Annotated in this window: 18 protein-coding genes and 1 riboswitch; of the genes, 10 read left to right on the top strand and 8 right to left on the bottom strand. The window is 67.8% G+C overall.

The annotated features are described in order from the left end of the window. Nucleotides 1-98: 98 nt before the first annotated feature. The 6 genes from ACQVDU_RS12035 (at nt 99) to ACQVDU_RS12010 (ending at nt 6,325) form a co-directional block, all read left to right on the top strand. Nucleotides 99-1,331: an ROK family protein gene (locus tag ACQVDU_RS12035; RefSeq protein ID WP_443477247.1), complete on the top strand. Its 1,233-nt coding sequence runs from the start codon at nt 99-101 to the stop codon at nt 1,329-1,331. A gap of 79 nt (nt 1,332-1,410) precedes the next feature. Continuing rightward, nucleotides 1,411-2,679 carry an extracellular solute-binding protein gene (locus ACQVDU_RS12030; protein ID WP_443477246.1) on the top strand — a complete coding sequence of 423 codons (1,269 nt, stop codon included), beginning with the start codon at nt 1,411-1,413 and terminating at the stop codon, nt 2,677-2,679. 90 nt (nt 2,680-2,769) lie between these two features. Next, entirely contained in the window at nt 2,770-3,741 is a 972-nt protein-coding gene (locus ACQVDU_RS12025; protein ID WP_443477245.1) for a carbohydrate ABC transporter permease, read from the top strand. Further along, a complete protein-coding gene (locus tag ACQVDU_RS12020) occupies nt 3,738-4,580 on the top strand; it encodes a carbohydrate ABC transporter permease (RefSeq protein ID WP_443477244.1) in 843 nt (280 codons plus the stop codon). Before ACQVDU_RS12025 ends, ACQVDU_RS12020 begins: the two co-directional genes overlap by 4 nt. Nucleotides 4,581-4,623: 43 nt before the next feature. Next, the gene (locus ACQVDU_RS12015; protein WP_443477243.1) at nt 4,624-5,553 is read left to right on the top strand and encodes an ROK family protein; all 930 of its coding nucleotides are present in this window, start codon (nt 4,624-4,626) and stop codon (nt 5,551-5,553) included. Continuing rightward, on the top strand, nt 5,546-6,325 hold the full coding sequence (locus ACQVDU_RS12010) for a glucosamine-6-phosphate deaminase (protein ID WP_443477242.1): 780 nt from the start codon (nt 5,546-5,548) through the stop codon (nt 6,323-6,325). Before ACQVDU_RS12015 ends, ACQVDU_RS12010 begins: the two co-directional genes overlap by 8 nt. A gap of 43 nt (nt 6,326-6,368) precedes the next feature. On the opposite strand, the gene ACQVDU_RS12005 is transcribed toward ACQVDU_RS12010, so the two are convergent. The 4 genes from ACQVDU_RS12005 to ACQVDU_RS11990 all read right to left on the bottom strand — a co-directional run bounded on the left by ACQVDU_RS12005 (nt 6,369) and on the right by ACQVDU_RS11990 (nt 10,971). Continuing rightward, entirely contained in the window at nt 6,369-7,748 is a 1,380-nt protein-coding gene (locus ACQVDU_RS12005; RefSeq protein WP_443477241.1) for an FAD-binding oxidoreductase, read from the bottom strand. Next, nucleotides 7,745-8,122 (bottom strand): YrdB family protein, encoded by a 378-nt coding sequence (locus tag ACQVDU_RS12000; protein ID WP_300592198.1) that lies wholly within the window; start codon nt 8,120-8,122, stop codon nt 7,745-7,747. Before ACQVDU_RS12000 ends, ACQVDU_RS12005 begins: the two co-directional genes overlap by 4 nt. A 135-nt stretch (nt 8,123-8,257) precedes the next feature. After that, on the bottom strand, nt 8,258-9,418 hold the full coding sequence (locus ACQVDU_RS11995; RefSeq protein WP_443477240.1) for an N-acetylglucosamine-6-phosphate deacetylase: 1,161 nt from the start codon (nt 9,416-9,418) through the stop codon (nt 8,258-8,260). Continuing rightward, complete coding sequence (locus ACQVDU_RS11990) at nt 9,415-10,971, bottom strand: family 20 glycosylhydrolase (RefSeq protein ID WP_443477239.1); 1,557 nt, start codon at nt 10,969-10,971, stop codon at nt 9,415-9,417. Before ACQVDU_RS11990 ends, ACQVDU_RS11995 begins: the two co-directional genes overlap by 4 nt. Nucleotides 10,972-11,053: 82 nt before the next feature. After that, a riboswitch (ZMP/ZTP riboswitch) is annotated at nt 11,054-11,137 on the top strand. Between the two features lie 53 nt (nt 11,138-11,190). Between ACQVDU_RS11990 and glyA the strand changes: the two genes are divergently transcribed. The 3 genes from glyA (at nt 11,191) to ACQVDU_RS11975 (ending at nt 14,506) form a co-directional block, all read left to right on the top strand. Continuing rightward, nucleotides 11,191-12,465 carry a serine hydroxymethyltransferase gene (glyA, locus tag ACQVDU_RS11985; protein WP_443477238.1) on the top strand — a complete coding sequence of 425 codons (1,275 nt, stop codon included), beginning with the start codon at nt 11,191-11,193 and terminating at the stop codon, nt 12,463-12,465. 118 nt (nt 12,466-12,583) lie between these two features. Then, nucleotides 12,584-13,471 (top strand): bifunctional methylenetetrahydrofolate dehydrogenase/methenyltetrahydrofolate cyclohydrolase, encoded by an 888-nt coding sequence (locus ACQVDU_RS11980; protein WP_443477237.1) that lies wholly within the window; start codon nt 12,584-12,586, stop codon nt 13,469-13,471. Nucleotides 13,472-13,525: 54 nt separating this feature from the next. Continuing rightward, nucleotides 13,526-14,506 (top strand): DUF4436 family protein, encoded by a 981-nt coding sequence (locus ACQVDU_RS11975; protein ID WP_443477236.1) that lies wholly within the window; start codon nt 13,526-13,528, stop codon nt 14,504-14,506. On the opposite strand, the gene ACQVDU_RS11970 is transcribed toward ACQVDU_RS11975, so the two are convergent. The 3 genes from ACQVDU_RS11970 to ACQVDU_RS11960 form a co-directional block, all read right to left on the bottom strand. Further along, nucleotides 14,503-14,946 (bottom strand): hypothetical protein, encoded by a 444-nt coding sequence (locus ACQVDU_RS11970; RefSeq protein WP_443477235.1) that lies wholly within the window; start codon nt 14,944-14,946, stop codon nt 14,503-14,505. The two genes, ACQVDU_RS11975 and ACQVDU_RS11970, sit on opposite strands and share 4 nt — an antisense overlap. A gap of 51 nt (nt 14,947-14,997) precedes the next feature. Beyond that, nucleotides 14,998-15,924 carry a DUF559 domain-containing protein gene (locus ACQVDU_RS11965; RefSeq protein WP_443477234.1) on the bottom strand — a complete coding sequence of 309 codons (927 nt, stop codon included), beginning with the start codon at nt 15,922-15,924 and terminating at the stop codon, nt 14,998-15,000. Between the two features lie 339 nt (nt 15,925-16,263). Beyond that, complete coding sequence (locus tag ACQVDU_RS11960; RefSeq protein WP_443477233.1) at nt 16,264-17,700, bottom strand: helix-turn-helix domain-containing protein; 1,437 nt, start codon at nt 17,698-17,700, stop codon at nt 16,264-16,266. 117 nt (nt 17,701-17,817) lie between these two features. Between ACQVDU_RS11960 and ACQVDU_RS11955 the strand changes: the two genes are divergently transcribed. After that, a complete protein-coding gene (locus tag ACQVDU_RS11955; RefSeq protein WP_443477232.1) occupies nt 17,818-19,680 on the top strand; it encodes a phosphoenolpyruvate carboxykinase (GTP) in 1,863 nt (620 codons plus the stop codon). A gap of 141 nt (nt 19,681-19,821) precedes the next feature. Here the strand turns inward: ACQVDU_RS11955 and ACQVDU_RS11950 are convergent, their stop codons facing one another. Beyond that, nucleotides 19,822-21,819: an ABC transporter ATP-binding protein gene (locus ACQVDU_RS11950; RefSeq protein WP_443477231.1), complete on the bottom strand. Its 1,998-nt coding sequence runs from the start codon at nt 21,817-21,819 to the stop codon at nt 19,822-19,824. Nucleotides 21,820-21,874 lie beyond the last annotated feature (55 nt).

The following is a 21,874-nucleotide window of genomic DNA, read 5'->3' as shown; positions in this document are numbered from 1 at the left end:
GCTCTACCCGGGTGACCGATGTAACGGTTTTGTAAACTGTCCATCCAAATCCGGAAACCCGCTTGCAGTTCTTTTGTTCGTAAGGTCTACTAACAAACATGACTGCATCGGAAGTGCAGCGCGGCTCTTCCACGGGGCGCGCGCACACCCTCACGGCTTCTGGCGTCTCGGCGACGGCAGCCACGGATGCTGCGGCAGGCGCCTCGGACGCGGTGCAGCGCCGCGGTCTTCGCCGGGTCAAGGTGCTTCCCGAGCACGCCCGCGCACACAACCGCTCGCTCGTTCTTCAGACGCTGTTCCATGACGGCGCGATGAGCCGCGCTGACCTCTCCCGGGAGACGGGGCTGACGCGCGTCACGATCTCCGACCTCGTCGCCGAACTCATCGGCGACGGGCTGATTGCCGAGCTCGGCATCCGCGAAGCTTCTGGTCCGGGCAAGCCCGCGATGGTCGTCGATCTTGACCGCGCAGGTCACCGGATCCTCGGTATGGACCTCTCGGGCCCCGACCGGTTCCTCGGCGCCATCCTGACGCTCGACGGCGACATCGTCGCCCGCCACGAGATCCCTGCCCCGCGCGGGGCAGAGGATGCCCAGGAAGCCGTGATCGAACTGGCCCGCCGCCTCGTCGCCGATGCTCACGCTCCGATTCTCGGGATCGGTGTCGGGTCCCCCGGTGTCGTCGACAACGACGGCGTCGTCCTCAGCGCCCCCGGCCTCGGGTGGACCCAGCTGCCGCTGCGCAGCATCCTGGAAGATGCGCTCGCTCTGCCGGTTCTCGTGGCAAACGACGCGAATGCCGCCGTCCTCGCCGAGTACACCTTTGGCGGCGCGGGGGACGATGTCGTGCTCGTGAAGGTCGGACGCGGCGTCGGTTCGGGACTGGTCTCTGCTGGCCAGCCCATGCGTGGTGCGCACTTCGCTGCGGGTGAGATCGGACACGTCACCGTCGGTACCGACGGTGGTCCGCAGTGCGCGTGCGGCAAAGTCGGATGCCTCGAGGCGTGGTTGTCGGTGCCCGCGCTGACCGCACGCATGGCGGATGCCGAGACTCCCGCGGCCCGTGAACAGCAGCTGCGCGATGCCGGTGAACGCCTGGGCATTGCACTGGCCCCGATCGTCGGCGCCCTCGATGTGTCGGAGATCGTGCTCTCGGGCCCCGATGAACTTCTCGCCGGTCCTCTCGCAGAGGCAACGGTCGAGACGATCCGCACCCGCACGCTCGCCCGGTTCCATGACGGCGTGCGCGTTCGGATGACGGCGCAAGGCCAGGACATCGTCCTGCGCGGAGCAGCCGTCATGGTCCTGTCAGGCCAGCTCGGGGTGTCGTGATCGTCGCCCCAACCATTCCCCCCACCGGATAGGTCGCCCGACCTCTTCCGAAACCAAGAGAAACACGAAGGAAGACACCATGAACAGAAAGCTCGGAGCCGTCGCCCTCGTCGGTGCCTCAGCTGTGGTCCTCGCCGGCTGTGCCGGCGGTGGCACCCCGAACGACACCCCCGAAGCAGCGGAACTGCGCGTCTGGTTGGTCGGTACCGATACCCCGCAGGAGGCCCGTGACTACCTCGTGACGACGTTCGAAGACGAGAACCCCGGCAGCACTCTGGTCATCGAAGAGCAGCAGTGGACCGGCCTCGTCGACAAACTCACGACGAGCCTGTCGAGCAACGACAGCCCCGACATCGTCGAGATGGGTAACACGCAGGCTCCCGCCTTCACCTCCAGTGGTGCGCTGCTCAGTCTGTCTGACATCGAGGATCAGCTCGGCGGCTCGGACCTCCTGCCGGGCTTCGTTCAGGCCGGCAGCTGGGATGACACCCTGTACGCCGCCCCGTACTACTCGGGTTCGCGCGTCGTCTTCTACAACACCGCGATGTACGAGCAGGCCGGTGTCGCCGTGCCCACCACGCTCGACGAGTACGTCTCCAACGGGGTCGCCCTCGCGACCGCGCTGCCGGGCGTCTCGGGTGTCTACTTCCCCGGCAAGGACTGGTACAACGCGCTGCCCTTCATCTGGGAGAACGGTGGCGAGATCGCCGTACAGGGCAGCGACGGCACATGGGAGGCGCAGCTGTCGAGCCCCGAATCGCAGGCCGGGCTCGCGCAGGTGCAGGAGCTCATGACGAAGGCATCCTTGGCTCCGAAGGACGGCGACGAGGCCGAAGGCTGGGTGCCGTTCCGCACGGAGCAGTCGGCCACGTACTCGGCGCCGAGCTGGGCGTACTGGTCGATCATCGCGGATGAGGACCAGGCGGCGACTCCCGTGGCCGACATCACCGGCTACTTCGCGCTGCCGGGCACGGAGGGCGGGGCCGCTCAGGTCTTCGCGGGCGGCTCGAACGTCGGTATCTCGGCGAAGTCGCAGAACCCGGAGCTGGCGAAGTCGGCGCTGGAAATCATGCTTTCGGATGAGTACCAGACCATCCTCGCCGGTGCCGGGCTCGTGCCGGCGAAGGTCTCGCTCGGCGACAAGGTAGCTGCCGCAACGCCGGAGCTTGCTGCCGTCATCGCCGAGGCTGCGGCCAACGCGAAGCTCACCCCGGCATCGCCGAACTGGGCTGATGTCGAAGCTCAGGGCATCATGCAGGACCTGTTTGTGAACATTGCGAACGGCGGCGACATCGCGACGCTCGCAACCGACGCCGACGCGAAGATCACCGACATCCTCAACGGCTGACACCTCGAGCGGGGACGCTCTGCACCGTCAGGGCGTCCCCGCTCCGTGTCTCCCGCTCTCTGTCACTGGCTCTCTGTCAAAGGACTTTGCATGACCACCGTCACCGCACCCGCCGCCTCGGCGTCGCCGGAGACAGCGGGTCCCGACGCTCGCGAGCAGTCCCCGCGTCGTCGGCGCTTCCCCTGGGCGCCGCTGGCCCTGCTGACGCCGGCGCTCATCATGCTCGTGGTCTTCATCGGCTGGCCGCTCGTGCAGCTGCTCGTGATGTCGTTCCAGGAGTTCGGTCGGGCTCAGATCTTCGGTGCCCCGCCCGGATTCGTCGGGCTCGACAACTACGTCGCGGTTCTGACGGATGCCGAGTTCTGGGCTGTCCTTGCTCGCAGCATCGCGCTGTGCATCGTCAGCGTTGTCGCAACGATGGTGCTCGGCATCCTCGTCGCGGTCCTTCTGACCAAGCTCGGCACTGTCATGCGCACGGCGGTCTCTGTCGCATTGCTGCTTGCCTGGGCGATGCCGGCCCTCACCGCCACGATCGTGTGGGGCTGGATCTTCGACACCCAGTACGGCCTGGTCAACTGGGTTCTCACCCGTGTCACGGGAACTGACTGGACGGGCCACAGCTGGCTCATCGACCCGGTGAGCTTCTATGCGGTTGCCGCGATCATCATCACGTGGGGTGCCGTTCCCTTCGTCGCTTTCACCGCCTACGCGGGCTTTACCCAGGTGCCCGACGAGGTCATGGAGGCGGCATCCCTGGACGGAGCATCGGGGTTCGCACGCTTCCGACTCATCGTCGTCCCCTACGTCCGCTCGATTCTGCTGGTGCTGCTGATCCTGCAGATCATCTGGGATCTGCGGGTGTTCGCCCAGATCTACGCCCTCCAGTCGATCGGTGGGGTGCGCGCCGAGACCAACACGATCGGCGTCTACATCTACAGCGTCTCGATGGCCTCCGGTGATCTCGGTGCCGGCGGCGCCATCTCGGTGATCCTGGTCGCGATCCTGCTCCTGATCTCCGGCTATTGGATTCGCACGATGCTGCGACAGGAGGAGCAGTCATGAATGCCCGGCCTCGGCGGCGCTCCGCCCGCATCCTGCTGAACCTCGCGGCCCTCGTCGTGATCGCGTTCTCGGTCTTCCCCGTCTACTGGATGGTCAACACGTCGCTCCTGCCGGCATCCGCCGTGCGCTCAGCGGAGCCGCACTGGTGGCCCGACCAGTTCACACTGTCGAACTATCAGACCGCCCTCGGCGATGAGGGTCTGCTGACGGCGCTCGGCAACTCCGTTGCGGTCACGGCGATCACCCTGGTCGCGGCACTGGTGTTCGCTTTCCTCGCGGCGCTTGCCGTCTCGCGCTATCGGTTCCGCAGTCGCCGGTCGTTCATTATCGCGATCCTGGTCGTCCAGATGATCCCTGCCGAAGCCATGATCATCTCGGTGTTCCGGATGCTCGATGGCTGGTACCTCATCAACACGATCATCGGTCTGAGCTTCGTCTACATCGCCTTCGTTTTACCGTTCACGATCTGGACGCTGCGCGGGTTTGTTGCGGGAGTGCCGGTGGAACTCGAAGAGTCCGCGATGATCGACGGATGCAGCCGCGCCGGCGCGTTCTGGCGAGTGACGTTCCCGCTGCTTGCCCCGGGCCTGATCGCGACCGGTGTGTTTGCGTTCATCCAGGCGTGGAACGAGTTCGTCTTCGCGCTGGTGATCATGACGCGTCCGGAGTCGCTCACCCTCCCGATCTGGCTGCGCGCCTTCGTGCAGGCAACGAAAGCCACCGACTGGGCAGTGGTGATGGCTGCCTCCACGATCATGGCCATCCCCGTCATCGTGTTCTTCCTGCTCGTGAACCGCCGCATGACCGGGGGACTTGTCGCCGGAGCGGTCAAGGGCTGATGAACATGTGCACCACCCACCCGCTCTGGATCGGAGGCGGGCGATGAGACTCGGCCTCGATGTCGGAGGAACCAAGACGGATGCCGTCGCCGTCGCTCCGAACGGCACCATCGTCGCTCGCACCCGCCTGGCGACGGGGTGGGGACCGGATGCCGTCGTGCAGACGATCCTTGCCGCGGTGTCCCGTCTGTGCGCCGAACCCGCTCTCAGCACGGCCGGCATCCGGTCGGTGGGGATCGGGATCCCCGGCCGGATCGAACCGGGGTCGGGGCGGGTCGAGCACGCCGTCAACCTCGGTGTCGAGACTCTCGATCTTGCAGCCGCCGTCGCTCCAGCACTCGGTGTTCCCGTGCGGGTCGAGAATGACGTGAAGGCTGCAGCGCTCGGCGCAGCATCGCTGCGTGGCGGAACACTGTCGATGGGGTACCTCAACCTCGGGACGGGCATCGCCGCTGCCGTTGTGACAGACGGTGTGCTGTGGCGTGGGGCGAGGGGAGGAGCGGGAGAGATCGGACACCTCTCGATCGATCCGGCGGGCCCCGTCTGTCGCTGTGGCCAACGCGGGTGCATCGAGGCGCTCGCCGGCGGTGGGGCGGTCTCGGCCCGATGGAGGAGGCCTGGATCACTCCCGATTCGCGATGTTTTCGACGCGGCAGACGCGGGCGATGCGGCAGCCGCGCGGCTACGCACCGACCTCGCCCGGGGAGTCGCTGCCGCCATCCGGGTGCTCGTGCTCACGGCGGATGTCGACACTGTCGTTCTCGGCGGCGGCATCACGGCTCTGGGAACTCGGCTGCAGGCAGAGGTCGCCGCGCAGCTGGAGTCGAGTGCCCACGAGTCGGCGTTCCTGCGATCGCTTCAGCTGGTCGATCGGGTTGAGATTCTTCCCGTCGGTGCGCCAGCCGCGGCGCTCGGCGCGGCGCTCATCGGCGCTGAAGCGGCAGACGAGAGAGAGGTTCTTTCCCATGGCTGAAGTGGTCATCGTCCCCGCGCCCAAGGTGGGTGGGCAGCTGGTCGCGCAGGAGATCGCGCGACGCATCCGCGCCACGCCCGATTTTGTGCTGGGGCTTGCCACCGGTTCGACCCCGCTTCCGGTCTACGAGGCTCTGCGTCCCGCGCTCGCGGGCGTCGAGGTGTCGCACGTGCGGGGGTTCGCCCTCGACGAGTACGTGGGACTCGACCCCGCGCGCCCGCAGAGCTACCGGTCGGTTATCACGCGCGAGGTGGTCGAGCCACTGGGGCTGAATCCGGCGCGTATCCGGGTTCCCGATGGGCGCCTCGAGGGGATCGCGCATGCCGGCGAGGTGTACGAGGCAGCGATCATGGATGCCGGTGGCATCGCCCTGCAGATCCTGGGGATCGGCACCGACGGCCATATCGGTTTCAACGAACCAGGCTCGTCGTTCGCTTCCCGCACGCGCGTCAAGACACTCACCGAGCAGACGCGCGCCGACAACGCGCGCTTCTTCGCCTCGCCAGATGATGTGCCGATGCACTGCATCACGCAGGGGCTCGGCACGATCCTGGAGGCAGGCCACCTCGTGCTCCTCGCCTTCGGGAGGTCCAAGGCGGCAGCCCTCGCGGCAGCCGTCGAGGGTCCGGTGTCAGCATCCGTTCCCGGTTCGGCGATTCAGCTCCACCCTCACGTCACGGTTGTCGTCGACGAGGATGCCGCGAGCGAGCTCACCCGCGCGGAGTACTACCGCTACGCCTACGCGAACAAGCCGGCCTGGCAGGGTCTTTAGGCCGAGCGCTGCGCGCCGGCAGCGCTCACGCGCACGACGCCCGTCACGGTGTCGCTCGCGGCGCGAACACCTTGCCGGGGTTGAGGATCCCCCCGGGGTCGAAGACGCGCGCGATCTGGCGCTGCAGCTCCCACTGGTCATCGCCGAGTTCGTCAGCGAGCCACCGTCGCTTGAGCACCCCGATCCCATGCTCGCCGGTGAGGGTTCCGCCGAGATCGAGCGCGGCGCGGAACAGTTCGTCGGCGGCTTCCCAGATCTCGGCGGGTACATCGGGACCGTCGAAGATGAAGTTCGGATGCAGGTTTCCATCGCCAGCGTGCGCGACCGTGGGGATCACGAGACCGTAGCGGCGCTCGATGTCGGCGATACGCGCGAACATCGTCGCGAGCTGCGACCGCGGAACCGAAACGTCTTCGATGAGCGTCGTTCCCAGGCTCGCCATCGCGGGATGCACCGACCGGCGGATCGCGAGCAGTCGCTCGCCTTCCTCGCGGTCGGTGGAGAGGGCGACGGTGCCTCCCGCTGCCTCCAGGACAGCGGTGATCGCCGCCGCATCCGCGGCTGCAGCGGCGCCATCGGTCTGGATCGTGACGTGCGCCGCGCCCGGGGTCGGCGCGGCGAGGCCGAGTAATTCGTGGATGGCCGTCAGCGCCGCGGCATCCAGCAGCTCCATGATCGCCGGTTGTAGTCCTGCGGCGGTGACAGCACTGCAGGCGCTCGCGGCGGTGCCGACATCCGTGAAGGTCGCGGCGATGGTGCACACCTCGCCCGGAACGAGCCGCCGGAGCTTCAGGGTTGCAGCCACCACGACACCGAGGATGCCTTCGGAACCGATCACCAGCGATGTGAGGTCGAGGCCCGTCACGCCCTTGACCGTGCGGTGACCCAGGTGCAGCAGTCGCCCGTCGGCGAGGACGAGATCGACGCCCAGGACGGCGTCTCGCACCACGCCGTACTTCGCGCACAAGAGGCCCCCGGCGCCGGTGGCGATGTTCCCGCCGACCGTGGAGATGTCGCGGCTGGCGGGATCCGGTGCCCACCACAGGCCGTGCTCGGCGAGCGCGCGGTTCAGGTCGGCGTTCAGGATGCCGGGTTCGACCACTGCCAGCAGGTCGTCGGGTCGCACCTCCAGGATGCGATCCATCGCCCGAACCGAGAGCGCGATCTCGCCGGGTCCGGCGTTCGCGCCGCCGGCGAGTCCCGTCCCCGCTCCCCGGGTGACGACCGGAGTTCCCGTCGCCGACGCAATGCGCAGCGTCGCTTGGACGTCCTCGACGCTGCGGGCATGCATGACGGCGAGCGGGCGCCCGATGCTGGCGTGACCGGACTTATCGGCCCGGGCAGCTTCGAGCGAGGCATCCGTCGTGTCGAGCGCGTCGCCGAGTTCGGCACGCAGCCGCGCGAGGACCTCCCGGTCGCTCATGCCAGTCGGCGGCGCCCGGCGATCACGCCGACGGTGACGGCGATGACCCCGAAGATCAGGCCGACCCATACGAGGCCCACGCTCCACCACGCGATCGTCGCTGAGACATACACGAGGAGCTCAACGACTGCCCGCAGGAACGGATGCACGATGATCACCGCTCGGGGTGAGACAAACAGCGCCCACAGCAGGATGGCGACAACCGGCGCGACGATGCCCGCCACGATGTTCCAGGGGAACGGCCAGGCGGCGAACCCCCAGAACGCGAGCGTCCCGAACGCGAAAAGTTCGCACAGAACGGCGAGCACGTCGACCACGCTGAGTGCCGGGCGGGTCCCTGCGGGCAGGCCGGACGGGGTCGCTGATTCGGGCATGTTTCCAGTCTAGGCCGCGTGAGTTGGGCGCATCTGGTCGCTATCGCGGCAAGGGTAGGCGCGAATCGTCGCTTCTGGGCTGGGAAACGACAGTTCGCGCCCATCTTTCCGTTGCCGCAGGGAAGGATGCTGGCCTCAGTGCACGCGCCGCCCGTCGAGCCAGACTCCGCGGACCGCGAGCGAGGCATCCAGCAGCACGGCGTCAGCGGCGAAGCTCGGGCGCAGGCTGCCGTGGCGATCCGCCACACCGATCGCCGCGGCCGGCGCGCGGGTGAGCGCGTCGACGGCCGCGGGCAGGTCGACTCCCGCCGCGAGGGTCACGCGAAGCGCAGCATCCTGCGTCAGGGTCGACCCCGCGATCGCGCCAGTCTCCACGAGGCGGGCGACACCGTCGACGACATCCACCTCAAGCGAGCCCAGCACGTAGCGGCCGTCACCGACGCCTGCCGCCGCCATCGCGTCGGTGATGAGCGCAATCCGTGCGGGTGCTGCGGCGAACAGGATCCGGACGAGCTCGGGATGCACGTGCACGCCGTCAGCGATGACCTCGAGCGTCACGCGCGGGTCGGCGGTTGCCGCCCCGACCGGTCCTGGGGCGCGATGGAGCAGGGGAGGCATCGCATTGAACGCGTGGGTCAGGATGCTCGCGCCGGCCTCGAACGCCGCGCATGTCGCCTCGAGATCGGCATCCGTGTGGCCGACGGCGACGCAAACGCCCGCCTCCACAAAGGCACGCATCGCCGCGGCGGCGCCCGGCAGCTCTGGCGCCAGCGTCACCTGCCGGATCGTCCCCGCTCCCGCTTCGAGCAAGGCCGCCACAGCGTCCGGGGTTGCCGCGCGCAAGCTCGCGGGATCGTGCGCGCCACGGTGACCGTGATCGAGGAACGGCCCCTCCAGATGGGAGCCGAGGATGTCGGCATCCGTCTGCGTCATCGCCGCGATCCGAGCGACCTGCGCCGTGAGGTGCTCGAGCGAGCCAGAAACGAGGGAGAGGACTGCCCGTGTCGTGCCGTGTGCGAGGTGCAGCGCGCGGGCGGCGCGGATGCCTGACTCGTCGCCCTCGTACGAGAACCCACCGCCGCCGTGACCGTGGATATCGACGAACCCCGGCGTGAGAATGGCGCCGGGTCCGGCGACCTCCCGCGCGTCGATGATCGTCGCCGCGGAGGCTCGCGACCGCCAGTCATCGCCGGTGCCGACGGCAGCGATGGTGTCACCCTGCATCTCGACCCAGGCGTCGCTCGTCTCGGCGCCGTCCGCGACGACCCGCGCGCTGTGGACGATCGTGGTGCTCACGATGCTCCCTCGCCGCTCCAGGGGATCTCGGGCGACCGGCGGAAGCCGATGCCGAGGGCCCTCCAGAGTCCCTCGAGTCTGCCGACCCGCTCGCGGAACGATTCCCAGCTGCGTAGCGGGTGCTCGCCGGTAGCCGGCGACCAGGCTGCCTCGGCTGCAGCAGCGATCCGCGGGAACACCAGCGTGTCGATATCGGCGGCGGTGCGCACGGTTTCGGTCCACAGCGCAGCCTCGACACCGAGGATGTCGCTCTCGGCTACCCCGTCGAGCACCGACGCCGGCTCCCACGCGTACGCGCGTTCCACGCTCGTGACACCGTTCGCCCAGGTCAGGCCGAGCTCCGAATCCACCGAGTCCTTCATGTCCAGGTAGACCGCGTCGGCAGGCGACAGGATGACGCGCCCGCGGCGCGCAGCGAAGCCCCGCGCCTTCTCGTCCATGTCGTCGGTCGGTGTGACGAATCCCCAGTACTGGCCGACGGTTCCCGGGTGCAAGTCATTCGCAGCGCCGGCTTCGTGCCACATCACGGGCACCTTCCCGGCATCTGCGACGATGCGTGACGCGAGTGCTACGAAGGCGGCGTAGTCGGCCGGATCCGTGCCGAGGGCCTCGTCGCCGCCGACGTGAAGGTAGGGCCCGGCAGTCATCGCGGCCAGGTCGGCGACGACATCCGTCACGAAGGCCTCCGTCGCCGGGTCGCCGATCCGCAACGACGAGAAGCCGACCGCGATGCCCTCATAAGGCTCGCCCGCAACCGGAAGCGTGCTGCCGTAGGCCTCGACGACCTCGCGGATGTGCTCCGAGAGCACGGGAGGTTCCACGAGGTCGGGGTAGGCGAGGCCGACAGCATGGGTGTGTCCGGGAAGGTCGATCTCGGGCACGACGATCATGTGGCGGGCGGCTGCGTACGCCTGGATCCGGCCGTAGTCCTCGGCGGTGTAGTAGCCGCCGGGGTCCCCGCCCATGGCGGTTGCGGATGCGAGCCGGGTGAGTTCGGGGCGCGAGGGGATCTCGATCCGCCAGCCCTGGTCATCGGTCAGGTGCAGGTGGAGGTGATTGAGCTTGAGCTGCGCGGCTCGGTCGATCACTCCGAGCACCACCTCGACGGGGAAGAAGTGCCGCGCGACATCGAGCATGACGCCCCGGTACGCAAAGCGCGGTGCGTCGGCGATCTGTACGGCCGGGATTCGCCATCCGTCGTCAGTCTGCTCGATCAACTGCACGAGCGTTTGGATGCCGTAAAACAGGCCCGCAGCGTCCGACCCTGTCACCTCGACGCCCTCCGCAGAGGCGATCAGTCGGTAGGAATCGGGAGTGTCGGCATCCGTGACGGCCAGCGAGATACCGGGGCCCGCCGCGGTGGAATCGAGGTTGATCTCGCCGTCCGTTCGCGCAGATACGAGGTTCATGAGGATGCCGACCACGGTCTGGTCGCCGGTGACGGCGGTCCGCGCTCGCAGGATGAAGCCCGGTCCCTCGCCCGCCACCACGTCGCGGGGGAGCGGCACGGGCCAGGCGGAGGTAGCTGCATCGCGGGGCTGGGTCCCGGTCATGTAAAGAGTCCTAACAAATAGCGTTGAGTCACTCTATCAACCGCCCTGTCGCGGATCGAGGGCTGAGTGCGATCCGGTATGCTCAGGATGTCGCGACTGGCGTTGAGGTGGATGACCACCGGGGAGCGACCGACACGGTACTCGACCGTACGCCTGGGTCGAGACGGAACCCCACCCGAAGCCGTCGTCCCCGCCCCGCAGCACAAGGAGCACAACGCCATGAGCGACTCGCTGTTCACCGCCCCGCTTGCCGAAGTCGATCCCGAGATCGCTCAGGTCCTTGATCGGGAGCTCGCTCGTCAGCAGAGCTACCTCGAGATGATCGCGTCCGAGAACTTCGTGCCCGTCTCGGTCCTGCAGTCGCAGGGCTCGGTGCTCACGAACAAGTACGCCGAGGGGTACCCGGGCAAGCGCTACTACGGCGGGTGCGAAGAAGTCGACGTCGCCGAAGAGCTCGCGATCGCCCGTGCGAAGGAGCTGTTCGGCGCCGCGTACGCGAACGTGCAGCCCCACTCCGGTGCCACGGCGAACGCGGCTGTGCTGCACGCGATCGCGCGCCCGGGCGACACGATCCTCGGTCTGTCGCTCGATCACGGTGGACACCTCACGCACGGCATGAAGGCCAACTTCTCCGGTCGCCTGTACGACATCGTCGCCTACGGAGTCGACCCCGAGACGAGCCTCATCGACATGGACGAGGTGCGTCGCCTCGCGCTCGAACATCGTCCGCAGGTCATCATCGCGGGATGGTCGGCGTACCCGCGCCAGCTCGACTTCGCGCGGTTCCGCGAAATCGCCGACGAGGTCGACGCGCTGCTGTGGGTCGACATGGCTCACTTCGCCGGTCTGGTGGCCGGTGGTGTGCACCCCTCGCCCGTGCCGCACGCGCACGTCGTGTCATCCACGGTTCACAAGACCATCGGCGGCCCCCGTTCGGGCTTCATTCTGACCAACGACGAGGCGCTTGCGAAGAAGATCAACTCGGCGGTCTTCCCGGGGCAGCAGGGTGGCCCGCTGATGCACGTGATCGCGGCGAAGGCGACGGCTTTCAAACTCGCTGCGACCCCGGAGTTCCGCGAGCGGCAGCAGCGCACCGTGCGCGGGGCGAAGATCCTCGCCGACCGGCTCGCGCAGCGCGATGTGGCCGACGCCGGCATCGCTGTTCGCTCGGGTGGCACCGATGTGCACCTCGTGCTCGTCGACCTGCGAAACGCCGCGATCGATGGGAAGCAGGCCGAGGATCTGCTGCACGAGATCCAGATCACCGTCAACCGCAACGCCGTGCCCAATGACCCCCGGCCGCCGATGGTCACGTCGGGTTTGCGTATCGGGACGCCCGCGCTCGCCACGCGTGGTTTCGGGGACGCTGAGTTCGCCGAGGTCGCCGACATCATCGCGCTGGCGCTGCTGCCGACCCCCGACATCGATGCGCTGCGTGCGCGGGTCGCGACGCTGACCGAAGCCTTCCCGCTCTACCCGGGCCTGTCCCAGTAAGCCCGGATCGCTGCGGCATCCGGGTCTGGATGACGCGACCCCGCGCCCGTAGAATACCTATGGACGTAGTTATCCGTCCCGGGACGCGGATGTCGCGGGATGACGACAGGAGACGCGAATGACTGCACAACTACTCGACGGCACCGCGACCGCCGCCGCGATCAAGGGGGAGCTTCGTGACCGCGTCGCTGCCCTTGCGGAGCGGGGCATTGTGCCGGGCCTGGGGACACTACTCGTCGGCGATGACGGTGCCTCGCGCTCGTACGTCACCGGCAAGCACCGCGACTGCGCGGAGGTCGGGGTCGCCTCGATCGCTGTCGAACTGCCCGCTACCGCAACGCAGGACGAGATCGCCGATGCCGTCCGTGCGCTCAACGCCGACCCCGCCGTCACCGGGTTCATCGTGCAGCTGCCGCTGCCGAAGGGCATCGACGAGAACGCCATTCTCGAGCTGATTGACCCTGACAAGGATGCGGACGGCCTGCATCCGACGAACCTGGGTCGGCTCGTGCTCGGGGTCGACCCCGCTACCGCGGTTGCAGCGCCCCTGCCGTGCACGCCTGCCGGCATCATCGAGCTCCTCACTCGCCACGGCGTGCAGATCGCCGGCAAGCACGTGACCGTCATCGGGCGCGGCATCACCGTCGGTCGCCCGCTCGGGCTTCTGCTGACCCGCAAAGGCACCGACGCGACAGTGACCCTCACCCACTCGCGCACTCCCGACCTCGAGGCTCAGGTTCGCCGGGCCGACATCGTCGTTGCTGCCGTCGGACAGCCGCATCTGGTCAAGCCCGAGTGGATCGCGCCCGGCGCTGCCGTGCTGGATGTGGGCGTGACCCGTGTCGGAACGACCGACTCCGGTCGCGCGAAGCTTGCCGGAGATGTCGATCCGGCCGTTGCAGAGGTGGCGGGTTGGCTCTCCCCGAACCCCGGTGGTGTCGGACCCATGACCCGCGCGATGCTCGTCGCGAACGTCGTGGAGACCGCCGAACGCCGGGCCGGCTGACCCGGACCGCGGGGGCGAGACGCGCCCGTCTCCTCGCTCTGGCACAATGACGCCGTGACGTCCTCGACTCCTGCACGACGCCGCGGCCGTCGTGCGGCGATGGTGGGCGGCATCCTCGCCCTCGTTCTGTTGTACGTCGTCGTGGTTCTGCTCTACGCGTCAGGTGGACGCATCGATCGTGCGTCTGTGGCTAGCGGCGGCTCGGGGCAACCGCTCGTGCTCACCCTGACTCCTGTCGACGTTGACGGCGCGGCGAGCCATCTCACGCTACGAATCACGCCCGGTCCCGACCTCGGGTCCTACTCGTCCGACCAGTTCTCGATGGACGAAACAGTGCACGTCCTGGTCACCGGAACCGACGGATCGCGCACGATCACCTACGGCGCGGACGAGGTTGTGGGGGCAGAGACCGTCACGCTCACGCTCGACGGATTCATCGAGCAGTGGCCGTTTGACAGGTACACGACTGACACGATGATCGTGCCGCTGCGCGAAGCTGCGGACGGTGAGGGCGTGCCGATCCCGTACGAACTCGCGGTCGACGGTCGAGTCCCGGGTTGGGACGTCACCGCGCAGGCGGTGGAGTTGCCCGCCATGGCCACCCAGGACGGGCTGATCACGACGCTCGGGGTTCAGTTCACCATCACGCGCGCGGCATCCACGATCGCTTTCGGCATCGTGCTGTTGACGCTCATGGTGATTGCGCCCGTTCTCGTCCTGACCGCTGCGATAACCGTCTATCGGGGCCGGCGCAAGATCGAGGCGACCATGCTCGGGTGGTTCGGTGCAATGCTTTTCGCGACGATTCCGCTTCGCAACTTCCTGCCCGGTTCCCCGCCGATCGGGTCCTGGGTGGATTACCTCATCGTGCTCTGGGTGATCGCTGCGCTCATCGCAGGCTTGGTCATCTTCATCCTCGCGTGGCTCCGCAGTGGCCCGGCCGGCGTTGCCGCTGCCCAGCCTGCGGGCGACGCACACGTGCCGGGCGATGGATCCGACGCGGATGCCGGATCAGATGGCGGCGGGGACTCCTAGCCGCCGCGGGATTCGCGCCCGCGGGCGCCATCCCAGAGGCGGCCAGCGTGTGCTTCGAGACGGTCATCGATGGCGTCGTAGATGAGCCACGCGATGACGAGCAACACCGGTGGGATGACCCAGCCCCAGAAAAAGCCCGCGACGTTGACACCGGACAGCACGACGACGAGCACCCACACGACTGCTGCCACGATGAGCACGACGGCGCCCTGAACGAGCTTTGCGCCTGCTCGCGTGAGGTCGCGGCTTGACCGCTCGGCGCGGCCTCCCAGCCAGCGTCGTAAGGCCGGCTTGACCCAGAGCGTCGCCAGCGCGAGGATCACGGCTGCCCACAGTACTGACCATCCGACCGAGACTTGCGGCATGATCAGACCGATCAGGAGCAGGACGACAACGTCGAAAACGTAGAGAGTCACGAAGCGGATCAGCCAGGTGCGCACGGATCCACCCTGCCACGGATGCCGCGTCACGTCAGCCGGGATGCGCCGCTGCTAGTGGCCCCGCGCTCCCTCCCAACCATGGCGGTGGAGGGCGCTTCCGACCACCGCCGTCGCGCTCCCGTCTCGAATCCGTCGAGAGGTCAGGCGGACGACCTCCCACCCCTGCGCCGCCAGTGCCGCCGTTCTGTCGATGTCGCGATTCCACTGTGCGCGATCGGTCCGGTGGTGATCCCCTTCGACTTCGACAATCAGGTCGAACGCTCGATGCATGCCGTCGACAATTGCTATCAGCGCTCCGTCCGCATCGCGGACCTCGACATCCAACTCCATGTCGGGCAGTCGCTCGGCCTCGGCATCCAATCGATACTCAGTCTCGAGCCGGGAAGCACTGCCGACGCGCACCGACGTCAGGGCACGAAGGAGCTCTTTGCGGTGCCGCCGCCCTGGCGCGAGCGCTGCTGCCTCCAACTGTGCGGGCGTGGCCAGTCGCGCGTTCGGCATGGCCCGACCCCGGTGGTCGCGAGGAACTCGTACGAAATGATCCCCCATGATCACGAGCCACCGTTCTGACAGCTCTCCGCCGAGCATCGCCCAGGTCGAGGCGGGAGTGGTCACGCGCAAGCCTTCGACATCCATCACGTACGCAAGGTGCTCGCGCGTCTGAAGGCCGGCCACGCCTCGGGCTCGCGCTGCCCGATGCGGGTGCGTGATGCCGACCGACAGGTCTGCGTCAGCGTCGAAGTCGTCGGGGAGTGGACACCCGAGAAGCGCTGCTGCCGTCATCCCTGTGAAGAATCCGCGCCGACTCATCACGCGGCTGTATGCGCGGGCCCGCTCGAGTACCCGGGCGCGGGCTCGGGCGTCGATCGCTTGCGGACCCTCGAACGCGGAGCGTGTCGCGGCCTCGGGACGAATCCGAGTGGCATGGAACGGGCGCTCGAGATCGGACCCACGCAGTCGCCGGGGACTAACACCCATCGCGCGCGCCTCTGCGTAGGCGAATGTGCCAGACAGCGTCGGAGGAAGCGAGGCGTGGCGGCGTGGCATCCGATCAGCATCCGGGGCGGGCCGCACCCGGGGCTGGCCGTTCAGGCAACTCCTGTCATCCTGCGCCGAACCTGGATGTGGGGAGGAGCCCATGCCGGACTCTCGAGCATCACTGTCTGATTCTCGCGCGCGGTCCCAACGGCGAAAGGTTGGCCTGAATTGTCGCTTGCAGGTCCTGAGGCGACAATTTGCGCCCACTTCTCGAGTCGAGACGACAATCTACGCCCACTATCGCGGGCGCGAGCGACCGGCGTGGACGCTGATGCTGGGTCAGGCGTGGCGTTCCAGAAACGCGTACACCTCGGAGTCATCGACGCCGGGGAAGTTGCCGCGGGGGAGCGGGGTGAACATCTGCATGTGCACGCGGGCGCTCGGCCACGCCTTGCCCTCCCAGCGCGAGGTGAGCTCCGAGGGCGCCCGGCGGCAGCACGCCTCGTCGGGACACGAAGAGACCGCGCGCTTGGTCGTCTCCCGGCCACGGAACCAGCGGGCGTCGTCGAACGGGACCCCCACACTGATCGAGAACTCGCCGTCGGCTGTCGTGCCGGTCTGCGTGGCGCACCAGAACGTCCCGGCGGGAGTGTCGGTGTACTGGTAATGCTCGGTCGTGCGGTTCTGCTCCGAGAATGCAGCGCGCGCCGACCACTTGCGGCACGCGATCTGCCCATCGACGGCACCCGTGACATCCATGGGCAGCGGAAGGTCGTCGTTCTCATAGACGCGCGAGATGGCCCCGGATCCATCGACGCGCAAGAAGTGCAGACGGATGCCGAGATGCTGTGTCATCAGGTTCGTCATCCGCATCGCAGCCGCCTCGTGCGTCACGCCGAACGCATCGCGGAAGTCCTCGACGGCGAGGTTGCGGTCTTTCTTTGCCTGCTGCAGGAACGCGACGCCGTTGGTCTCGGGGATGAGGCAGCAGGCGGCGAAGTAGTTGATCTCCAGCCGCTGTTGCAGGAAGTCGGCGTACGAGGTGGGCCGCTGGTGTCCGAGCAACCGGTGCGCCATCGCCTGCAATGCCATCGAGCGCAGCCCGTGGCCGCCCGGGATCGACGCGGGCGGGAGGTAGATGCGGCCGTTCTCGAGGTCGGTGACCGATCGCGCGGAGCGTGGCAGGTCGTTGACGTAGAGCAGCTCGAACCCGAGGCGCTCGGCCATGATGCTCACGGTGCGGTGGGTGAGGGCTCCTGACACGTGACCTGCGGCTGTGAGTTGCTTCTCAGCGAGCTTCTCGATCTCGGGGAGGTAATTGTCGCGATCCCGCATCCGCAGACGCAGCTCGGTGTTGGCCCGACGCGCCTCCTCGGGCGTCGCGATCGCTTCTCGCTCACGGCGATCGAGCTCCCGGTGCAGACCGAGTATCGACTCGATCGTCTCGTCGGGCGTTCCCTTGGTGACCTTGACCGGCGGAATGCCGAGCCTGCGAAACACGGGGCTTGCCTGCGCGCGTTCGAGTTCGATCTCGAGCGCCGCTCGGCGATTCGGCGGTTCAGCGGCCAGAAGATCGGTGACTTCCAGCCCCGTCGCGTGGGCGATTGCCTGCAGCAGCGAGAGCTTCGGCTCGCGCTTGCCGTTTTCAATGAGGCTCAGTTGACTGCCCGCGACCCCGACCTGTGCACCCAGCTCGTCGAGCGTCCACCCCCGAGACACGCGTTCGTGACGGATGCGGTGCCCGAGCGTCACCAGTTCGAGGTTCGTGGGTGTCATTCCTTGATGCTAGCGAAAGAATCGGACTTCTTATGAGGTCAGACGCGTTCAAACGGTGCTTCACGTGCAGGAAAGTGGAGAACGAGCCCCCAGACGACGTCGCACACAGGAGAGACAATGGCCATCGCTGACATTACTCGCCCCACCACCTCGGCGCCCGCGTCGGCATCCGGCGACCTGCCGTCGATCTCTGGCCCCGGCATGGATGCCCTGATCGAGTGGGTGGGCGAGATCGCAGCGCTCACCAAGCCCGATCGGATCCACTGGGTTAGCGGCTCCCGCGCCGAGAACGAGGCTCTGCTGCGCGAGCAGGTCGAGCAGGGCAAGCTCATCAAGCTCAACCCCGAGTGGCGGCCGGGCTCGTACCTCGCGCGCTCTCACCCGAGCGACGTGGCGCGCACCGAGGCGCGCACCTTCATCGCGTCGGAGCGCGAGGAAGACGCCGGTCCGACCAATAACTGGGTGGCCCCCGCCGAGATCCGCGCCACGATCACGCCACTTTTCGACGGGTCGATGCGTGGGCGCACGATGTACGTCGTGCCGTTCTCGATGGGACCCGTGGCTGGACCGCTGTCGCACATCGGCGTGCAGATCACCGACAGCGCGTACGCTGTCACCTCGATCGGCATCATGACGCGTGTCGGCACCGATGTCCTGCGCGAGATCGCAGGTGGGTCGCCGTGGGTCAAGACCGTCCACTCCGTCGGTGCGCCGCTCGCGCCGGGTCAGGAGGATGTCGCGTGGCCCTGCAACGACGAGAAGTACATCGTGCACTTCCCCGACACCCTCGAGGTGTGGTCGTACGGCTCCGGATACGGCGGCAACGCGATCCTTGCCAAGAAGTGCTTCGCGCTGCGCATCGCCTCGGTCATCGGCCGCGACGAGGGGTGGATGGCCGAGCACATGCTGCTCATCCGCGTCATCAGTCCCGAGGGCAAGGCTTACCACCTCGCCGCCGCGTTCCCCTCGGCGTGCGGCAAGACCAACCTGGCTATGCTGCGTCCGACGATTCCCGGATGGCGCGTCGAAACGCTCGGCGACGACATCGCGTGGCTGCGACCGGGCGAGGATGGGCGCCTCTGGGCGATCAACCCCGAAGCGGGCTTCTTCGGGGTAGCGCCGGGAACCGGTGAATCCACCAACGTCACGGCTGTCGAGACGCTCTGGGGCAACACGATCTTCACGAACGTGGCTCTTCGCCCCGACGGGGATGTGTGGTGGGAGGGTCTCACCGATGAGGCTCCCGCCGAGCTCATCGACTGGGAAGGCAACCCCTGGACCCCGGCATCCGGGCGTCCCGCGGCGCACCCGAACTCCCGCTTCACGGTGCGTGCTGACCAGTGCCCGCAGATCGCCGACGACTGGGATGCACCCGAGGGTGTGCCGATCGACGCGATCCTCTTCGGTGGACGCCGCGCCACGAATGTTCCGCTCGTGGTCGAGGCAACCGACTGGGCTCACGGGGTTTTCCTCGGCTCGACGATCTCGTCCGAGCGCACCGCGGCCGCCGAGGGCACAGTCGGCGAACTGCGGCGCGATCCGTTCGCGATGCTGCCGTTCTGCGGGTACAACATGGCCGACTACTTCGGCCACTGGGTCAAGATGGGTCAGCAGCTGCGGTTCGACCGCGCGCCACGGATCTTCCAGGTCAACTGGTTCCGCAAGGGAGCAGATGGCCGCTTCCTCTGGCCCGGGTTCGGCGACAACTCCCGTGTCATCGAGTGGATCATCCGCCGCGTCGACGGGAAGGTGCCGGCTCTTGACAGCCCGATCGGACGTCTGCCGCGCATCGAGGACCTGAACCTCGAGGGCATCGATGTTCCGCAGGAAGACCTCGACGAACTGTTCGCCGTCGATCCAGCGTCGTGGCTGCACGAGGCTGACCTCACCGAGGAGTTCTACAGCGTCTTCGATGGCCGCATCCCGGCCCAGTTGAACGCCGAACTCGCGGCCCTGCGCTACCGCCTCAAATCAGCCTGACCCGGGCGTCCTCCTCCCGCCCGCACCCGGCGCGAACCCGCGTCCCTCGCGAACCCACACCTTCCGGCACCAGCCCACACGTTTCAGCCGCAGGAAGGTGTGGGTTCGTCGAGATTCGTGTGGGTTCGGCGGGTAGGCGGGTCAGACCAGGAGTTGGTGGCGCGCGAGGTCGCGGTAGAGCGGCGTCGACTCGACCAGCTCGCCGTGGGTCCCCTGGCCGATCACCTCGCCGTTTTGCATAACCACGATCAGGTCGCTGTCGACGACCGTCGACAGGCGATGGGCGATGACGATAAGGGTCCGTTCTGCTGCGACGGCGTCGATCGCATCCCGCATCCGCTGCTCATTGAGTCCGTCCAAGGATGATGTCGACTCGTCCAGCAGCAGGATGGGCGGGGCGGCCAGAAGAGCACGGGCGATCGCCAGGCGCTGACGCTCGCCGCCGGAGAGCATGACGCCGTTCTCACCGACCGGGGCCTCGAGGCGCAGCGGACTGCGCTCGAGCACCTCGGTCAGGTTCACGGCGTCAAGAACGCGCTCGCAGTCGGCATCCGTCGCCTCGGGGGAGGCGAGGCGCAGGTTCTGCGCGATCGTTCCGGCGAGGGTCGGCGCGTCCTGCTCGACGTAGCCGAGCTGTGCGCGCAGCTGTTCGCGCGGAAGGGTTCGGATGTCAGCACCACCGAGCAGGATCGCGCCGCCGGTCGGGTCATAGAACCGCTCGATGAGCGCGAGCGTCGTGCTCTTCCCGGCCCCCGACGGGCCCACGATCGCCACGCGCGACCCCCGAGGGACGTGGAACGAGACGCCGCGCAGCACGTCGCCGGCATGATCGGATGCCTCGGACTGCGCCTGCGCGTTGGAGCCGGCATCCGTGCCGCCGTCGCCTGCAAGCGCGATGGCCGATGTGTCGACGTGCGCGCTCTCGAGCACGGCACGCGCTTCGGTCTCGGCCTTCCGACGCGCGGCGACAACGGCCTCGGGGTATCGGAACCAGACATCCCGGAACTCGATCGCGATCTCCCGCGGTTCCGGTGTCACGGATGCCGGGTCTGAGGCCGCGGCGCCCGCCATCTGTGACACCGGAACGGGGGAGGACTCGGTGACGGATGCCGCGAGCCGTGCGTCGTCGGCGTCCTCTGTCGGGAGATTGAGGATCTCTTGGATGCGGCCGAGCGCACCGAGGGCCTGGTTCACCGAGGTGATGGCCCCGAAGAAGCTCCCGAGCGGGCCGACGAGCAGGAAGAGGAACATGATGAAGGTGACCAGGCTTGCGATCTCGATCGCGCCGGATGCCACGCGGAATCCGCCGACGCCCAGGACGACCAGCAGTGAGACCTGCAGGGCGATGCCCGCGACAGGAACGACGAGCGCCGAGACCTTCGCGATCCGCACGCCGACGCCGTAGGCCTCCGTCGCGACACCCGTGATGTCCGCAACCTCGCGCTCGGTGGCTCCTGCGGCGCGCACGGTTCGGATCGAGCTGACGGCGCGTTCCACCGAGGAGGCCAACTCGCCGACCTTCTCTTGCTGCTCGCCGGTGGCGCGGCGGATCCTGCCGCTGAGGATCACGACCACGGTGACCGACAAGCCGATCACGACGACGATGGCCAGCAGCAGAAGTGGGTCGATCAGCGCCATCGCGACCAGGGCACCGATAAAGAGGAGCGAGTTGCCGACGGCATCCGCGAGTCCCTGCGTGAGGACCGCGTACAGCAGCGTCGTGTCGGTACCGACACGGGAGACGAGGTCGCCCGTGCGGCGTGCATCGAACTCCCGGATGGGAAGGTGCAGGATGCGGGCCACGAGCTGTCGCCTGCTCGAGTAGACCACGGCAGTTCCGGTGCGCTGCAGCAGGTAGTGCTGGAACCCGGAGATGAGCGATGCCGCGACAACGAGCGCGACGATTCCCCACACGAGCCATCCGAGCGGGACTTGATCTTGAACGCGGGTGATCACCTGGCCGACCAGCACGGGCTGGGCGAGGGTGGCGACTGCCCCGATGATGCTCAGGATCGCGACCACGATGAGCACGTTCCGATGCTCGAGAAGGAAGGGCACCAGCTGGCGGAAAGTCGCGCGCGGGCCTTCTTCGGGGGTGCGACGACCACGGCGGGCGGGACGCGTGTCAGCGCGCGACATCGAGACCTCGATTCGGGGGAGGGGCTATCTACGACCGTACTCCGCGCTGGATACC

The organism is Microbacterium sp. F2, assembly GCF_052274505.1.
Lineage (GTDB): Bacteria > Actinomycetota > Actinomycetes > Actinomycetales > Microbacteriaceae > Microbacterium.
Note: the sequence above shows the minus strand (reverse complement) of the source record. Positions and strands in the feature narration are given on the sequence as shown.

Excerpts from the sequence above, each read along its gene's own strand:
- ACQVDU_RS12035 (WP_443477247.1), top strand. The coding sequence starts at position 99 with ATGACTGCATCGGAAGTGCAGCGCGGCTCTTCCACGGGGCGCGCGCAC.
- ACQVDU_RS12030 (WP_443477246.1), top strand. The coding sequence starts at position 1,411 with ATGAACAGAAAGCTCGGAGCCGTCGCCCTCGTCGGTGCCTCAGCTGTG.
- ACQVDU_RS12025 (WP_443477245.1), top strand. The coding sequence starts at position 2,770 with ATGACCACCGTCACCGCACCCGCCGCCTCGGCGTCGCCGGAGACAGCG.
- ACQVDU_RS12020 (WP_443477244.1), top strand. The coding sequence starts at position 3,738 with ATGAATGCCCGGCCTCGGCGGCGCTCCGCCCGCATCCTGCTGAACCTC.
- ACQVDU_RS12015 (WP_443477243.1), top strand. The coding sequence starts at position 4,624 with ATGAGACTCGGCCTCGATGTCGGAGGAACCAAGACGGATGCCGTCGCC.
- ACQVDU_RS12010 (WP_443477242.1), top strand. The coding sequence starts at position 5,546 with ATGGCTGAAGTGGTCATCGTCCCCGCGCCCAAGGTGGGTGGGCAGCTG.
- ACQVDU_RS12005 (WP_443477241.1), bottom strand. The coding sequence starts at position 7,748 with ATGAGCGACCGGGAGGTCCTCGCGCGGCTGCGTGCCGAACTCGGCGAC.
- ACQVDU_RS12000 (WP_300592198.1), bottom strand. The coding sequence starts at position 8,122 with ATGCCCGAATCAGCGACCCCGTCCGGCCTGCCCGCAGGGACCCGCCCG.
- ACQVDU_RS11990 (WP_443477239.1), bottom strand. The coding sequence starts at position 10,971 with ATGACCGGGACCCAGCCCCGCGATGCAGCTACCTCCGCCTGGCCCGTG.
- glyA (WP_443477238.1), top strand. The coding sequence starts at position 11,191 with ATGAGCGACTCGCTGTTCACCGCCCCGCTTGCCGAAGTCGATCCCGAG.
- ACQVDU_RS11980 (WP_443477237.1), top strand. The coding sequence starts at position 12,584 with ATGACTGCACAACTACTCGACGGCACCGCGACCGCCGCCGCGATCAAG.
- ACQVDU_RS11965 (WP_443477234.1), bottom strand. The coding sequence starts at position 15,924 with ATGGGTGTTAGTCCCCGGCGACTGCGTGGGTCCGATCTCGAGCGCCCG.
- ACQVDU_RS11960 (WP_443477233.1), bottom strand. The coding sequence starts at position 17,700 with ATGACACCCACGAACCTCGAACTGGTGACGCTCGGGCACCGCATCCGT.
- ACQVDU_RS11955 (WP_443477232.1), top strand. The coding sequence starts at position 17,818 with ATGGCCATCGCTGACATTACTCGCCCCACCACCTCGGCGCCCGCGTCG.
- ACQVDU_RS11950 (WP_443477231.1), bottom strand. The coding sequence starts at position 21,819 with ATGTCGCGCGCTGACACGCGTCCCGCCCGCCGTGGTCGTCGCACCCCC.